We start from the raw sequence: 16473 nt of genomic DNA on the forward strand, positions 1-16473 counted from the left end.
CTTTTTCTTTTATTTTAACTCCTTAATGTCTCGTAACTCATAAGGTGAATCCGTGTTTAACTCAAAATTATCTGTCAGTCCTGAACTCACGTAAATGTGATCATCCTTTGTGACAAAAATAGCGTCGACTCCCTCCAAAGAATCAACATAGGCCATTCCTTCCTTGACCCCTTTTGCAAAAACCCCAGTAGATAAGCCATCTCCTGCAATTGACTTGTCTGCGACAATCGTCACACCTGCTATTTCATTATCAAAAGGATAGCCAGTTCGTGAATCAAATAAGTGATGATAAACGTCGCCATCCACTTCTAAATTTCTTTCATAAATGCCTGATGTCACTAGTGTTTTGTTTTTTTCACGAACCGTTCCTACTATAGTATTGCGGACCTCATTTGGATCTTGAATACCTACACGCCATGTGCCGTCCTCACTTTTTGGGTTATCGCCTAACACATAGACATTCCCACCAAGGTCAACAATCCCAGACGTTACACCGTTTTCTTTCAATACGTCTACCGCTTCATCTGTGATATACCCTTTAGCAATGGCACCTAAATCAAGTTCCATTCCTTTTTCAGGTAAAAAGACCGATTTTTCTTCATCATTTAAGATCACTTTTTGATAGTCCACAAAAGTTAATGCTTTGTCAATTTCCTCTTGTTCTGGCTTTCTTGCATCATCAAATCCGATGTGCCACAACTGAGTAATAGGGCCTATGCTTAAATCAAATCCTCCATCTGAGTCCTTACTATAATAGATAGAATCTTTGATTAAATCATAGACATCTTCTGATACCTTGACCGGTTCAATTCCTGCTTTTTGATTAATTTCGTCTACTTCTGATCCCTTTTGATTCACGGTAATCTTTTTATCTAACTCTTTGATACGGTCAAACCCTTTATCCAGTACATCTTGTTTGCCCTCATCAAAAATTTGAATCTTAACATAGGTTCCCATTAGAAATTGTTGTTCAGCGTAAGGCTCTTTGTTGAGTACTACCCCTTGTTTGTCTGTGACTTGTTTAGGCGAAGACTCCTCTTTTTTGTCCCCACACGCGGTTAACGTTACTGCTACCATTGGGATAAGTAATAATTTCTTCCATTGTTTGTATCCTGATACCATTCTTGTCATCTCCTTCTAATAACTTAACTTCTGTTTCATTTTAACCGTTAATACTAGTATTGGCTATTTTCACTGATAAAAAAAGCGACGAAGTCAGTTAAGACTCGTCGCTTATCATCTTGCTTATTTTTCAAATACGAAGTTGTCCACTTCAATTTTAGTTGTATCGCCTTTTTCAGCTGCGTTGATTAATTGCTCAGCATACATCTTGAATGAATCAGATGAATGTGTTGCTCCTGTTACAACATCAAATTCTGCTGGTTGTTGATTATCAACTAAGTTTTTATTTAATTCAGGGATGAATGTTTCTGGGCTTGTGCCAGCTTTGTCTTTCATCATGTCATTGTATTCTTTGTCTTCTGTTTTAGATTTGCCTTCAGCGTTCACGTTATCGTATTTAGATTCAGCAATTTTTCCGTCTTTCACTACGATTGTAAAGACTGTACGGTAACCATTAGATTCATTTTTTTCTTCTAATGTATAGTCACCATCTTTTAATTCAGCGCCATTGTCAATTTCGATTTTGTCTGTGTTACCCGCTTGAGATGCTTGGATTAATTGTTGTGCATAGTTTTTGAATGATTCAGCAGAATGCGTTGCTCCTGATACTGTGTCAACACCATCAGCTGATTGTGCTGCCACAAAAGCTTCGTTTAATGCTGGGATGAATGTTTCTGGGTTCGTACCAGATTTTTCTTTCATCATGTCATTGTATTCTTTGTCTTCTGTTTTAGATTTACCATCTTTGTTGATGTTATCGTATTTAGATTCAACGATTTTGCCATCTTTAACTACCATTGTAAAGACTGCGCGGTAATCATTTTTTTCATTTTTTTCTTCTAATGTAAATTCACCATCTTGTAAATCGCCACCAGCAAGTTTCTTAGCTTCACCTTCGTCAGCTACTGCTTCTTCTGATGATTCTGCTACGACTTCTGTTGATGCTTTTGTGTCTTTTGTTTCTGTATCATTATTTCCACCACATGCAGCTAACAACAATGTAGACATTGCTAAAATCGTTACACCTGAGATTAATTTTTTCATTTTCATTTTAAAAAACCATCCTTTATATTTGATATATTGTGAACTAATTTACACACATAATTTTATACCATAATGGACACAATTGCAATATTTTTTCTTTAGTTAATTAATTTTTTCACAAAATTCTCATTTTAACCGCCTATTAAAAAAATAAATAAAAAAAACCTAAATTATAGTTAGACTTTTCACTAACTAGGTTATATAATAGGTACGATTGTGTAAATTATTTCACGTAATCATCGCATTTATTTTTTTATTCACTATTATTTTTTAAAAGAAAGGGAGATTTTTCATGGCTAAAACAGAGATTGTTGTAGTCGGTGCTGGATATTCAGGAATTGCCGCAACAAAAATGTTATCAAAAAAATTAAAGAAAAATAACGACATTCATATTACGTTAATTGATCGTCATTCTTATCAAACAATGATGACTGAATTACACGAAGTAGCTGGAGGTCGTGTGGAACCTGAAGCAATCCAATACGATTTACAAAGATTATTCTGCAAGAGAAAAAATGTCAGTGTTGTCACTGATTCTGTTGTTGATGTTGATAAAGTAAACAAAGTAGTTAAAACCAAACAAGGGTCTTATTCATTCGACTATCTTGTTCTAGGTATGGGTGGCGAACCTAATGATTTTGGGACGCCAGGTGTTAAAGAGAACGGCTTCACTTTATGGTCAATGGATGATGCGATTAAATTAAGAGAACATATCCAAAACACTGTTAAAGTCGCTGCTCTTGAACCAGATGCTGAAAAACGCCAAGCAATGCTAAACTTTGTAGTCTGTGGTTCAGGATTCACCGGAATTGAAATGGTGGGAGAATTAATTGACTGGAAAGACCGTTTAGCAAAAGACAATAAAATTAAACCAGAAGAAATTAACTTAATGGTTGTAGAAGCTGCTCCAACGATTCTAAACATGTTGGATCGTAATGATGCTGGTAAAGCTGAAAAATACTTAAACAAAAAAGGCGTGAAGATTCTTAAAGATATGCCTATTGTTGAAGTGGCTGAGGACCATATCATGCTTAAATCAGGGGAAAGAATCAATACTCACACGTTAATCTGGACAGCTGGTGTTAAAGCTAACAGTGACGCTGAAGCCTTTGAAATGGAAGCTGCACGTGCGAGTCGCCTTGTAGCAAACGAGTACATGCAAGCAAAGGGCTACGAAGATAAGAACATTTATGTTGTAGGGGATTTGGTTTATTTTGAAGAAGCCGAAAACCGTCCAACTCCACAAATCGTACAAGCTGCTGAACAAACGGGTCATTGTGCTGCTAAAAACATTTTAGCTGACATCAATGGTGGTGAAAAAGAAGCATACAAAGGCAAATACGATGGTTTCATGGTATCTATTGGCTCTAAATATGCTGTGGCTTGTGTCTTTGATAAAATTCATATGAGTGGCTTCTTTGCAATGGCGATGAAACACGTGATTAACTTACGTTACTTCTTCGATGTTCGCTCTGGCTACTATGCTTTCCAATACATGATGCACGAGTTCTTCCGTATTAAAGATGAGCGTAATATCTTTAGAGGTCACACATCTCGTAACAGTAACGTATTATGGTCTGTTCCTCTTCGTCTGTTCTACGGTTCCGTATGGTTAGTTGAATCAATGAAAAAAATTGTGGGAAATGGCTCACTTATGAAGCCTGGAACATGGTTTGGTGAAGGTTCATGGTTCTCTGATACGGTAGTCTTCCCATTTGAATGGTTACAAAACACGGCAGATGCAACGTCTGGAGCTTCTGAAGCTGCTGGGGATGCTGTCGCTGCTGTTGCTGATCCTGTCTTTGGGTTAAGTTATGCCTTTGGTGAAGAACCAATGACGGTTTTCAAAGAGATGCCAAATTGGTTCGCTTCTATTATGAAGATTTTCTTACCAAATCCTGAAGTGGCTCTATTCATGCAAAAATTCATGACAATTGTTGAATTATTAATTGCTCTAGCGATTATCGCTGGTTTATTCACATGGTTAGCTAACGCTGCTACCATTGTTCTGACAATCATGTTCTGTCTATCTGGTATGTTTTACTGGGTTAACGTTTGGTTCATCTTTGCAGCCTTTGCATTAATGAACGGTTCTGGACGTGCCTTTGGATTAGACAAATGGGTGATGCCTTGGTTACAAAGAACCCTACATAATTGGTGGTATGGCGACGTAAAATCACGATATGGTGAGAGTGCTTAATCACGATGAGTTATTCCGTAAAGTTCTAGAGGTCTATCCTCTAGAACTTTCTTTTTATTCATAAGACCTTAGATTGTTGCGTCCCTGATTTTGTGATACTATTTTGACTATGATAGGAGAATCATAATGAATCAAAATAAAAAAATTATTTATATTGCTTTACTCGTGGCCCAAGGGGTTATCATCGGATTACTTGAAAACATGATTCCTTTTCCTTTTGCTTTTGCCCCTGGAGCAAAATTAGGACTGGCTAATTTAATTACCATTATCGCTATTTTTACCATGCCGATGAAAGATAGCTTTTTATTGGTTATTTTACGGTTATTTTTGACCACGTTATTAGGTGGGACTGTCTCGACCCTTATGTACAGTGCGGCTGGTGCCTTGTTGAGTTACTTTGGGATGAGCCTGCTCAAACAATTAGGTCACAAACGAATCAGTACCATTGGAATTAGTGCATTTGGTGGTTTTTTGCATAATGTTGGCCAATTACTTGTGGCTAGTTGGATTGCTCATTCATGGACAGTCATGCTTTACCTTCCGATTCTCTCATGGATAGGGATATTAGCAGGAATTGCCATTGGGATTGCTGCCAATTATGTCATGGAGCACGTTAAATTTATTCAGGAATTTAAACTTGATTTTGACTAAACGACCATAGGAAGAAGGAGTATCGTTATGAACATTCATCCAATGTGGGAGCCATTCCCCTCATTAAAAAATGATTTAAATAAAACCCTTGATTTGATGACAGATGCCATCAACTTACCTGATAAAGACATTGAATCAACAATCATTGATATGATTCATGCAGGAGGTAAATTACTAAGACCTGCTTATTTGTTACTATTCAGTGACTTTGGTAAAAAATACAATCAGGAAAAAAGTATTGCTTTAGCCGCTGCTATTGAAACCTTACACACCGCCACACTTATTCATGATGATATCATCGATGAAGCAGATGTTAGACGGGGTGTGACAACCTTACAAACAAAGTTTGATAAAGACGTTGCTGTGTATGCTGGGGATTATCTTTTTATTGTTTGTTTTAAATTGCTCGCTCAATACACGGATTCCCTCAAAAGTATCCAGCTGAATACTGCAAGTATGGAAAAAGTTTTATTAGGCGAATTGGGGCAAATGACCAATCGTTATGATCTCTCTGTTACAACGGATACTTATTTAAATAACATATCTGGTAAGACTGCTGAGTTATTTGCTCTTAGCTGTTTCTTAGGGTGTTATGAAAATGGTGGTTCAAAAAAATTAGCTAATACCTGCCGAGACATCGGCAAATCGATTGGCATGGCTTTCCAAATAGTGGATGATATCCTCGACTACTCACAAACAACACAAGAGATTGGTAAACCTGTCTTAGAAGATGTAAAGCAAGGCGTTTACAGCTTACCATTGATTTGTGCGTTAGACGGTCATCAGGAAGCATTTAAGCCCTATCTTGATAAACAACAAGAGATGACTGATAAAGATGCTGCAGCTGTGCATGATTTAGTTGTGCAGTATCACGGCGTCGACAAATCTTACGCTTTAGCTGATGATTACACACAAAAAGCCTTAGCGTTAATTGAAACATTGCCTAACAATAAAAAACAAACAAAAGAAACCATCCGACACATCACACAGATGATTCTCAATCGTAATAACTAAGTCTGGAAGCTGAACTTGCCTTCTAGGCTTTTTTGTTGCTTGTATTCTGGTCTTAAAATCGTTATAATCGTGGAGATACTAAGATTCAAATACGTAAAGGTGAGGGATTATATGATTACTGTTTCAAACGTCAGTTTACAATTCCCAGATAGAAAATTATTCGAAGATGTTAACATTAAATTTACTCCTGGTAACTGCTATGGCTTAATCGGAGCTAACGGTGCTGGAAAATCAACGTTTTTAAAAATTTTATCTGGTGATTTAGAACCATCAACAGGTTCTGTTACTTTAGGACCAGACGAGCGTCTAGCTACACTAGCGCAAAATCATTTTGATTATGAAGAATACACAGTGTTAAACACTGTTATCATGGGTCATAAAGAATTATACAAAATTATGAAAGAAAAAGACGCTATCTACATGAAGCCTGACTTTTCTGATGAAGACGGCATTAGAGCCGCTGAATTAGAAGGAGAATTTGCTGAATTAGATGGCTGGGAAGCAGAACCTGAGGCAGCAAGTTTACTTCAAGGATTAAACATTCCTGAAGAATTACATGACTTAAAAATGGCTGAACTACCTGCTGGACAAAAAGTAAAAGTGTTATTAGCACAAGCTCTTTTTGGTAAGCCAGACGTTCTACTACTAGATGAGCCTACCAACGGTTTAGACAGAGATTCTATTGCTTGGTTAGAAGAATTTTTAATCAACTTCGAAAATACTGTTATTACAGTATCCCATGACCGTCACTTCTTAAACAAAGTATGTACACACATGGCCGATTTAGACTTTGGTAAAATCAAGTTATTCGTGGGTAACTATGATTTCTGGTTAGAATCTAGTGAGTTAGCAGCTAGACTTCAATCAGACCAAAACTCTAAAAAAGAAGAAAAGGTAAAAGAATTACAAGCCTTTATCGCTCGATTTAGCGCGAACGCTTCTAAATCAAAACAAGCAACGTCTCGTAAAAAAATGTTAGAAAAAATTGAATTAGACGATATCCAACCATCATCACGTCGTTACCCATTTGTTGGGTTCAAATCAGAACGCGAAATCGGAAACGATTTACTACAAGTTGAAAACGTATCGATGACCATTGATGGTAAAAAAATATTGGATAACATTTCATTCACATTAAGAAAAGACGATAAAGTGGCATTCATCGCAAAAGATGATATCACGACAACGGTCTTATTCAAGATTTTAATGGGTGAATTAACACCTGATACAGGGTCAGTTAAATGGGGCGTAACAACGACTCAATCTTATCTACCTAAAGATTCATCTCATGAATTTGAAACAGATGATACCATTCTTGACTGGTTACGTCAGTATGCCTCAAAAGAAGAAGATGACAATACGTTCTTACGTAGTTTCTTAGGCCGTATGTTATTCTCTGGTGAAGATGTATTGAAACCTGTTAATGTCTTATCTGGTGGGGAAAAAGTACGTTGTATGCTATCTAAAATGATGTTAGCTAAGGCGAATGTTTTAGTTTTAGATGATCCAACAAACCATTTAGACTTAGAATCAATTACGTCACTAAATGATGGCTTAATCGCTTTTGACCATTCATTATTGTTCTCATCTCATGACCACCAATTTATCCAAACCATTGCAAATCGTATTATTGCTGTGTCAGATAAAGGAGTTGTAGACCGTGCTGAGACTACTTATGATGAATACTTAGACAACGATGCGGTTGCAGCGCAATTAAAAGAAATCTTTAAATAATTAAAAGCTAGAAGAGGTTATCTCTTCTAGCTTTTTTATTTTAATAGAATACTTTCTAGAACTTCACCTTTAGGAGAGATGACATTTAGTTGCTTCATTAACCCGTAGAACTCATCTTCCCTTGGAATATAAATATCTTTTTTATGAGTGACCTGCCAATCAATACGAGTTCCTAACTGAACCTCATATATCCCATCTTCTGTGGGACCATCTACCATATAAGCAGATGCTTTTCTGTAAAAAGGCACATCTAAAGCTATGATGATTCCTTTATCTGTGACCTCAATCCCTTTAATTTCCTTAGAGAAACGAATGTCTTTGTTGTCTAGCTTCTTGTACGAAATAAACAGTAATAAGACAAGCGTTAGACTGAGTAAAACAACTAAGTAATGAATGGTTTTTTTTCGTTTTTTTCCTTGGTTCATATCTTCTGCCATGTTCTCAATCATCTGGTCCTCACCCCTTAATAACTCATCTAAAGATATGTCGAACAGCTCACTAACTAAAAAAACCATACCTATATCCGGGTAGTGTCTACCGACTTCCCAACTGGATACGGTAGCCCTTGAAACCTTAAGTTCATTGGCTAGTTCCTCTTGAGTCCATCCGACACGCTTTCTTTCTGTTTTTATTTTTTCTCCAATTCTCATTGCCTCACCTCTTCTTGTTTATTATACGGTAGGCGCTGTCAATTACCTAGTGTGTCTCTCTATCCTACGTTTAATCAAACGATAATAAGACACCCTTTTTCATTTTTCCATCAGCAATCAAGTCATTTTCTCTTTTCTTCCTCTGTCTTGTTACTGTACATATTAAACAAAAATAAACACATGTAAGACAACGAAAAGACACTACTTTTCCCAAATAACTTCTTGACTAAACGTCTCTACTAACTGATCTTTTGTAACTCCTTGTAACATCTGGTTATCATAGTAAACAAGATTGATTTTTGTGACGTCTGAAACAACCCATTCTCCGTATGTTGTCATAATTTCTTTCATACTTACCTCAAAGTAATCCTGACCCTTTAAAAGATACGGTTCCTTATGAACCATAATAAACATCTGATTATCCTCTAGTTCCACCTCTGAAAAAGCAATCCTTTCGTGTTTTTCTAACACAACCTGACCTGTAATCAAAGTATCTTCTGTTAATTCACGAGATGACACACTCACTTCTTGAATATCTTGTAACGGTACAATCTCTAAATGAGCGTTTCGGTAGTTATACCAAAAAGTCACTAAAAAAAGAACACCTACCACTATCCCGAACACTACTAGTATGCCACGATACTGATTCCCTCGTTTTATCTTATGGTCTATTTTTTTCACCATTGTTTTATCTCCTTTTAATAACTCATCTACTGTCAGATGAAATACCTCAGATAATAATAAAATCGTACCGATGTCTGGATAATTACGACCACTCTCCCAATTAGCCACAGAAGAGCGTGACACATTTAATTTTTCTGCTAGTTCTTCCTGGGTCATTCCTAATAGTTGACGTTGCTCTTTTATTTGTTGGTCAATCCTCACAGCTACCGCCTCCTTCCCTTTCAGTAAACCATAATTTTATAGGATGTACAGATAGAGTCTTTGATTATTAACCAAAAAGTCTGTCAGAATAAGTGACACAAGGGATTTATGATAGGTTTCTCATATTATATTTGAATTTTTCTTGTCTAACCTGTACAATCTGTTTAGAAGCTTTTATACCCAGCTGAAGAATAATAAAAAGGACGTGAGTAGCTATTTTAACTTTTGGAGAATTTTCAAAACAATACGATGTGCCTAGAGCAACGGTTTACTCGATTATGAATAAACTAAAAGAAACAGATTTAGACACCTATGAGACATATGTTGTTCAACATATGAACACTAATCATCTGAACGAAGATGGGGTTGCCTATATTCTAAAAGAACGTGGTATCACTCTTGAAGAGCCTGAAGAAAAAGAAGAGAAGGTCAAAGAAAAATCGTCTGAACACTTAACTTTAGAAATTTTACGCCAAGAACTGGATACAAGAAATAGACAGTTTGATACCCTACAAGAAAGCTACAATGAATTAGCTTCTAGTATGGAGCAGACAAATCAACGGTTATTTGAACTCAATCAAAACCAACAGATTCTAATGAACCAACTACAACAAACCACCTTACTAGACAACTTAAAACAGTATACTGACAAGGATGGACCGACTTTATTAGACGAAGTGAACGTTGATGAGACACCTGAAGAAGTGACCGAAACAACACCAGAAACCACTGAAGAAGAACCTAAAAAAGGATTCTGGGCTCGTTTGTTTAAAAAAGAAGACAGCGAGAAAAATTAGATAAAAAAATAGGCTAGAAACTCTTAACCGTTCTGTAACTGTTAGAAGTTTCTAGCCTATTTACATGTTTTTATGGCAATAATTGATAATAGCTTGATAGGAAACCTAACACTAACCCTATCACCCCACAACACACAATAAAGGTAATTTGTCTCCTCGTCAGTCTAGTTGGTTTGTTTTTAATCCTCTTATTCTCCTTCTCAAAGTAAATAAATGCCCCTGCATTAATAAATAATAAGCCCCCTATCAGTATTAATCCCAGCATATCATCGGTTTTGAGGGCTCGGTATTCTAAAATAAATAATAAGGCCGTTGAGAAGTAAGGTAGAATACTCCATTTGCCTAGTGACGCTAAACGCTCTTTCTTTTTAATATCTTCCACGACATCAGATCCTTTCAATAATAGACTATCTAACGATAAGTGATAGAAATGAGCAATATCGATTAAGCTCTCTATGTCAGGCAACGTCTTTCCCGTTTCCCAATTAGATACTGTCTGCCTTGACACATAGATCGCTTCAGCCACCTCTTCTTGGGTTAATCCTTTTTGTTTTCGTTGCTCTTTTAACTTTGCTCCTAAGCCCATTTTTTCCATCTCCTATCCTTATCTCTACTATGATTGAACACAGCACTTATGTCTGCCTAATACATTAGACAATAGCCCTATTACTTATGTCAAAGCCTCTTAACATGCCCAAAATAAAAAAGATAAATGCGATTAAGACACTTATCTTCATTGCTTATCTCTATTTAACTTCACCAAATGAAAAGATAGCTAAGGCACCATATCCAGTATGACTGGCAATTGTTGGCCCCATTTTGCGTATCTCAACGCCCTTTGAAGGAATCGTTTCTTCTAGCATTGCTTTTGCCATTTCTGCGGCAGCTAGATCTCCCACGTAAGAAATGTAAATGATTTGCTCATCACTGTTCTCAATGGTTCGTTTGGTCTCACTCACTATTTTCTCAATCGCTTTTTTACGGCCTCTCACTTTTCCAACATTCGCCAGCTCACCTATCGCGCTGACATGAATAATTGGTTTTATTTTAATCAGGCTACCCACAGTTGCTGTGGTTTTAGAGATTCGGCCACCTCTTTCTAAATGATTTAAATCATTTACTGTCACCCATGAATGCAAGCGTTTGGCCTTTTCTTCTAAGACCTCTAAGACCTCGTTTAAGCTTTTCCCTTCATCCCTTAGACGAATAGCTTCTTTAACGATTAAACCTTCTCCTAGAGCGGCTGACTTCGTGTCTAGGATATGTACTGGCAATGAGCCATGATCTTCTTCTAATAAACGTAAAGCGGAGCAAGCATTTTGATAAGAGCCACTTAAGGCAGATGAAAAACCAACGTATAGTAACGGTCTCTCACTTCCTATATAATCTTTAAATACTTCTTGATACGTCCCAATGTTGATTTGGGATGTTTTTGGAACGCTGCCTTCCTCAATAGCTGTCACAAAGCCATCATAATCAAACACTTGGCCTAAATCATCTACTTGTTCTTTGTAATCTAATTGGATCACCATACTGACAAATTGAACCTGTGCTTCCTTTAATTCACTGTATGATAGATCGCAACAAGAGTCGGTTAGTATCTCAAACTTTCTTTCCATGTTGAACCCCCTTTTTAGTAATACTACTACAAAAAAAAATAAAAGAGAAGCCGTTCGTTTTCTACCAAATGTCTTTTTTGGTAGAGAAATCACGTCTCCTCTTTCTTTCTTGCCTATTAATTAAATTACGCTTGTTCCCAAACATCTTCTAAAATGTTCGTTTGTGTTCTATCTGGACCTACTGAGAACATAGAAATACGAATATCCACTAATTCTGCCACACGCTTAACGTAATTACGGGCATTTTCTGGTAATTCTTCTAATGTTTTACAGCTTGTAATGTCTTCCGTCCAACCTGGTAACTCTTCATAAATAGGTTTACAACGAGATAATTCTTTCAGACTTGCTGGGTAATGGTAAATTTCTTTGCCATCTAATTCATACGCTGTACAAATCTTTAAGGTCTCAATGCCTGTTAACACGTCAATTGAGTTCAACGATAGGTTTGTTAAGCCTGATACGCGTTTAGAATGGCGCATTACCACACTATCAAACCAGCCAACACGACGAGGTCGGCCTGTTGTTGTACCGTATTCACGACCAACTTCACGGATTTGGTGACCTGTTTCATCAAACAATTCTGTTGGGAATGGGCCATCTCCTACACGAGAGGTATAAGCTTTACATACTCCCACAGCCTTGTCTAATTTAGATGGGCCAACCCCACTACCGATAGTTACACCACCAGCTAATGGATTAGAAGAAGTAACAAATGGGTATGTTCCTTGATCAATATCTAACATTACCCCTTGAGCCCCTTCAAACAACACTTTTTGACCTTGATCTAGGGCATCGTTTAGAATGACTGATGTGTCTGTTACATAGTCCTTAATCATTTGACCATATTCATAATATTCTTCAAACATTTCTTCAAAATCTAATGCTTCTTCTTCATAAATCTTAGTAAACAAACGATTTTTCTCATTTAAATTAATTCTTAAGCGTTCTTCAAAAATCTCTCTATCCAATAAATCTGCGATTCGGATACCACAACGAGCCGCTTTATCCATATAAGCAGGACCAATTCCTTTAATCGTTGTCCCTATCTTATTATCGCCTTTTTCATCTTCTTGCAACTGATCTAACTTGATGTGATACGGTAAAATGACATGAGCACGATCAGAAATACGTAAATTATTGGCCATAATCCCATGTTCTTTTAAGTAATCCAATTCTTTGATTAAAGCCTTTGGATTCACTACAACACCGTTACCAATAATACTGATTTTATCTTCATAAAAAATACCTGATGGAATGAGGTGAAGTTTATACGTGGTTCCATCAAATTGAATGGTATGACCCGCATTGTCTCCTCCTTGATATCTTGCTATTACATCTGCATTTTCACTTAAGAAATCAGTAATTTTACCTTTTCCTTCGTCGCCCCACTGTGTTCCAACTACTACGATTGATGACATATGAACACTCCATTCTATGATATCTTAATACCAAACTATCTTAACAAATCACTTGACTGATGGCAACAATTATCGAACAATTTTAATAAAAAAACTCGCAAAAAGTTTTAAACACGAACGCTAAAACTCTTCACGAGGAGATACTGATGAAAATTTATTATATTCTTTAATAAAGAGTAGTTCGACTGTTCCTCGTGCACCACTTCTATTTTTTTCGATGATCACTTCAATAATATTGTTATTATCTGGGCGTTCATCCGCATCTTCGTCTGACTCTCGTTGATAATAATCATCTCGGTAAAGAAAGGCAACAATGTCTGCATCTTGCTCAATCGAACCTGATTCCCGAATATCACTCAGTACGGGACGTTTGTCCTGACGTTGTTCGACACCACGTGATAGCTGTGATAATGCAATCACTGGTACTTTTAACTCTTTTGATATTTTTTTTAATTGTCTTGAGATATCAGAAACTTCTTGCTGTCTGTTTTCTTTTCCGCTACCTTCAATCAGCTGCAAATAATCAATCAGAATTAAGCCTAAATTTCCTTGTTCTTGTGCTAATTTACGGCATTTTGCTCGAATTTCTGAAATTTTGATCCCTGGAGTATCGTCAATAAAGATATTCGCCCGAGATAAGCTACCCATCGCGACAATAATATTGTCCCATTCTTCATCTGTTAATTGACCTGTCTTTAAATGACTGGCATCAACTAACCCTTCAGAACATAGCATACGGTTAACCAAAGACTCAGCTCCCATCTCCAAACTGAAAATGGCAACAGATTTATCTGTTTTAGTCCCTACGTTTTGCGCAATATTTAAAGCAAAGGCTGTCTTCCCAACCGCAGGTCTTGCAGCCAAAATAATTAACTCTTCTGGTTGTAATCCTGCCGTCATTTTATCTAATGCGTGATAACCAGTAGGTAGACCAGTAATAGTGTCTCCATCTTGTGCTAATTTTTCAATTTGACTAATGGAATCACTTAACACATCTGAAATAGCTAAGAAACCACTGCGATTTCTTTTTTCTGATACTTCTAGAATACGACGTTCCGCATCGTCTAATATTGTCTCCACGTCTTCGTCTTGTTCAAAGCCTTTTGAGACAATCTCTGTTGCGGTTTGAATTAAATGCCGTAAGAGGGATTTTTGTTCCACGATTTTAGCGTAGTATCCCACATTAGCCGCTGTAGGAACGCTTAAAGCAAGCTCTGACAAATAACTAATGCCACCAATGTCTTCCATCAAATCTTTTTTCTCTAGCTCATCCTTGATAGTAATAACGTCTATCGCTTCGCTTCGATTGTTTAAGTCAATCATCACTTGAAAAATGATTTGATGAGCTCTTCGATAAAAATCTTTGGCTTCAATGTATTCCATGGCTTCAACAATAGCATCTGCATCCAAAAAGACGGAGCCAATTACTGCTTGTTCAGCTTCCACACTTTGGGGTGGAATACGATCTTGTTGGATATGTTCCATCTGCTTCATTCACCTGTTTTTCCTGTTTATTCTGCGACAACATGTACTCTTAATTTCGCTGTAACTTCTTTATGTAGTTTAACTGGTACATTCGTAAATCCTTGTACCTTGATTGGTTGTGTTAACTCCATTTTACGTTTATCAATTTTGATATTGTGTTGTTTGTTCAACGCTTCTGCAATTTGTTTTGATGGAATTGAGCCAAATAAGCGGCCATCTTCTCCTGCTTTTGATTTAAGCAATACTTCAAAACCTTCTGCTTCTATCTTTTCTTTTAATTGAGTTGCTTCTGCTAAGATTTCAGCATTCTCTTTCTCTTCTGCTTTGGTTTTTCCTTTTAATTCACTTAATGATTGTGCTGTTGCTTCAACAGCTAAGCCTTTTTTAAGTAAAAAGTTTTGGGCATAGCCAACTGCAACATCTTTGACTTCCCCTTTTTTGCCTTTTCCTTTAACATCTTGTAAAAAAATTACTTTCATACTTAACACTCCTTCTCTATCTAATGCTAATAGTCTTTTACTTTACCTTCATATTTTAACATAATCTAGCTGTTTCATAAACATTCTTACTTTTTCAAAGACTGATTCAGACGAAACAAAAAGAACATCCACTAAGTGAATGTTCTTGTTTTATTAGTTTTCTTCGCCAACGAATGGTAATAGACCCATAATTCTAGCGCGTTTGATAGCGATAGTCAATTTACGTTGATGTTTAGCACACGTTCCAGTTACACGACGTGGTAAAATTTTACCTCGTTCTGAAATAAAGCGTGATAATAAATCTACATCTTTGTAATCGATATGGTCGATATGGTTAGCTGTGAAGTAACATACTTTACGGCGTTTTTTGCCGCCTCTTCTTTGTTGAGCTGCCATTGAAATGCCTCCTATTCTAATTTTAGAATGGTAAATCGTCATCCGATATATCTATTTGTGAAGAACCACTAAATGGGTTGTCCTCACGTTCGAAACTCGGCATGTCGTTTTGTTTTGATGGTGAAGTTTGACCAAATGACTGATTACTTTGGTTTTGAGAGAAAGGATTATTAAAACTTTCTGTGTTATTACCAGCATTAAAGTCACCAGGTGTCTGTTGTCTTTGTTCTGACACATTTCTAGATTCTAATAATTGAAAATTATCACATACTACTTCTGTTACATACACTCTTTGACCTTGTTGATTTTCATAATTACGCGTTTGAATACGTCCTACTACACCTAGCAAAGTACCTTTTTTGGCATAATTTGCTAATGTTTCAGCAGGTTTTCTCCAAATCACACAATTAACAAAATCAGCTTCACGTTCTCCACTAGCATTAGTAAAGTTTCTGTTAACAGCCAAGTTGAATGTCGCTACAGCTGATCCATTTGATGTATATCTCAAATCTGGATCTCTAGTAAGTCTTCCTACTAACACAACATTGTTAATCATTTGTCGCTCCCCCTTCAGATAAATGTTTCACGTGAAACATTCTTAGTTTTCTTCTTTAATAATCATGTGACGTAAAATGTCACCGTTGATTTTAGCTAAACGATCAAATTCATTTAATGCGTCTGCATTTGTTGAAGAAACTTTTACGATATGGTAGATACCTTCGTGGAAATCTTGGATTTCGTAAGCTAAACGGCGTTTTTCCCATAGTTTAGATTCCAAAACTTCTGCTCCGTTATCTTTCAATACTGAATCAAAACGATTTACAAGAGCACTTTTCGCTTCCTCATCAATGTTTGGACGAATGATGTACATCACTTCATAGTTTACAGCTTTATTCATTGATTTCACCTCCTTATGGACTAAAGGTTCCTAAAATCTATCTAGGAACAAGGAGAGTAAACTGTTGTTTACTCACAGTTC

Annotated in this window: 17 protein-coding genes; 5 read left to right on the plus strand and 12 right to left on the minus strand. The window is 36.6% G+C overall.

Annotation, left to right across the window (positions count from 1 at the left end):
• Positions 1–9 precede the first annotated feature (9 nt).
• Positions 10–1122 (minus strand): FAD:protein FMN transferase, encoded by a 1113-nt coding sequence (locus tag ACVWM0_RS10525; RefSeq protein ID WP_476472573.1) that lies wholly within the window; start codon positions 1120–1122, stop codon positions 10–12.
• A gap of 123 nt (positions 1123–1245) precedes the next feature.
• A complete protein-coding gene (gene pplA, locus ACVWM0_RS10530) occupies positions 1246–2172 on the minus strand; it encodes an extracellular electron transfer flavoprotein PplA (RefSeq protein WP_476472574.1) in 927 nt (308 codons plus the stop codon).
• A 286-nt stretch (positions 2173–2458) separates the two neighbouring features.
• On the opposite strand from pplA, the gene ACVWM0_RS10535 reads away from it, so the two are divergent.
• From ACVWM0_RS10535 to ACVWM0_RS10550, 4 genes are all read left to right on the plus strand, one after another.
• Positions 2459–4366 (plus strand): FAD-dependent oxidoreductase, encoded by a 1908-nt coding sequence (locus ACVWM0_RS10535; RefSeq protein ID WP_476472575.1) that lies wholly within the window; start codon positions 2459–2461, stop codon positions 4364–4366.
• Between the two features lie 126 nt (positions 4367–4492).
• Positions 4493–5017, plus strand: coding sequence for a Gx transporter family protein (locus ACVWM0_RS10540; RefSeq protein WP_476472576.1), 525 nt, complete (start codon positions 4493–4495; stop codon positions 5015–5017).
• Between the two features lie 27 nt (positions 5018–5044).
• Positions 5045–6031: a polyprenyl synthetase family protein gene (locus ACVWM0_RS10545; RefSeq protein WP_476472577.1), complete on the plus strand. Its 987-nt coding sequence runs from the start codon at positions 5045–5047 to the stop codon at positions 6029–6031.
• A gap of 111 nt (positions 6032–6142) precedes the next feature.
• On the plus strand, positions 6143–7765 hold the full coding sequence (locus ACVWM0_RS10550) for an ABC-F family ATP-binding cassette domain-containing protein (RefSeq protein ID WP_476472578.1): 1623 nt from the start codon (positions 6143–6145) through the stop codon (positions 7763–7765).
• 35 nt (positions 7766–7800) lie between these two features.
• Here ACVWM0_RS10550 and ACVWM0_RS10555 read toward each other — a convergent pair whose 3' ends face one another.
• Together ACVWM0_RS10555 and ACVWM0_RS10560 are read right to left on the minus strand one after the other, a co-directional pair.
• Positions 7801–8415 (minus strand): helix-turn-helix domain-containing protein, encoded by a 615-nt coding sequence (locus ACVWM0_RS10555; RefSeq protein ID WP_476472579.1) that lies wholly within the window; start codon positions 8413–8415, stop codon positions 7801–7803.
• A 201-nt stretch (positions 8416–8616) separates the two neighbouring features.
• Positions 8617–9300, minus strand: coding sequence for a helix-turn-helix domain-containing protein (locus ACVWM0_RS10560; protein WP_476472580.1), 684 nt, complete (start codon positions 9298–9300; stop codon positions 8617–8619).
• Between the two features lie 278 nt (positions 9301–9578).
• On the opposite strand from ACVWM0_RS10560, the gene ACVWM0_RS10565 reads away from it, so the two are divergent.
• Complete coding sequence (locus tag ACVWM0_RS10565) at positions 9579–10097, plus strand: hypothetical protein (RefSeq protein WP_476472581.1); 519 nt, start codon at positions 9579–9581, stop codon at positions 10095–10097.
• Positions 10098–10167: 70 nt separating this feature from the next.
• Here the strand turns inward: ACVWM0_RS10565 and ACVWM0_RS10570 are convergent, their stop codons facing one another.
• The 8 genes from ACVWM0_RS10570 to rpsF form a co-directional block, all read right to left on the minus strand.
• Positions 10168–10683 (minus strand): helix-turn-helix domain-containing protein, encoded by a 516-nt coding sequence (locus ACVWM0_RS10570; protein WP_476472582.1) that lies wholly within the window; start codon positions 10681–10683, stop codon positions 10168–10170.
• A 160-nt stretch (positions 10684–10843) separates the two neighbouring features.
• Positions 10844–11716, minus strand: coding sequence for a DegV family protein (locus ACVWM0_RS10575; RefSeq protein ID WP_476472583.1), 873 nt, complete (start codon positions 11714–11716; stop codon positions 10844–10846).
• A gap of 125 nt (positions 11717–11841) precedes the next feature.
• Positions 11842–13134 carry an adenylosuccinate synthase gene (locus tag ACVWM0_RS10580; RefSeq protein ID WP_476472584.1) on the minus strand — a complete coding sequence of 431 codons (1293 nt, stop codon included), beginning with the start codon at positions 13132–13134 and terminating at the stop codon, positions 11842–11844.
• A gap of 120 nt (positions 13135–13254) precedes the next feature.
• A complete protein-coding gene (dnaB, locus tag ACVWM0_RS10585; RefSeq protein WP_476473708.1) occupies positions 13255–14619 on the minus strand; it encodes a replicative DNA helicase in 1365 nt (454 codons plus the stop codon).
• Positions 14620–14645: 26 nt separating this feature from the next.
• A complete protein-coding gene (gene rplI, locus ACVWM0_RS10590; RefSeq protein WP_476472585.1) occupies positions 14646–15098 on the minus strand; it encodes a 50S ribosomal protein L9 in 453 nt (150 codons plus the stop codon).
• Between the two features lie 153 nt (positions 15099–15251).
• Positions 15252–15494 (minus strand): 30S ribosomal protein S18, encoded by a 243-nt coding sequence (gene rpsR / locus ACVWM0_RS10595; RefSeq protein ID WP_476472586.1) that lies wholly within the window; start codon positions 15492–15494, stop codon positions 15252–15254.
• A 22-nt stretch (positions 15495–15516) separates the two neighbouring features.
• On the minus strand, positions 15517–16050 hold the full coding sequence (gene ssb / locus ACVWM0_RS10600) for a single-stranded DNA-binding protein (protein WP_476472587.1): 534 nt from the start codon (positions 16048–16050) through the stop codon (positions 15517–15519).
• Positions 16051–16092: 42 nt separating this feature from the next.
• Positions 16093–16392, minus strand: a complete 300-nt coding sequence (gene rpsF / locus ACVWM0_RS10605; RefSeq protein WP_476472588.1) for a 30S ribosomal protein S6 — start codon at positions 16390–16392, stop codon at positions 16093–16095.
• Positions 16393–16473 lie beyond the last annotated feature (81 nt).

The sequence above is a fragment of the Vagococcus sp. 211 genome (assembly GCF_056322705.1).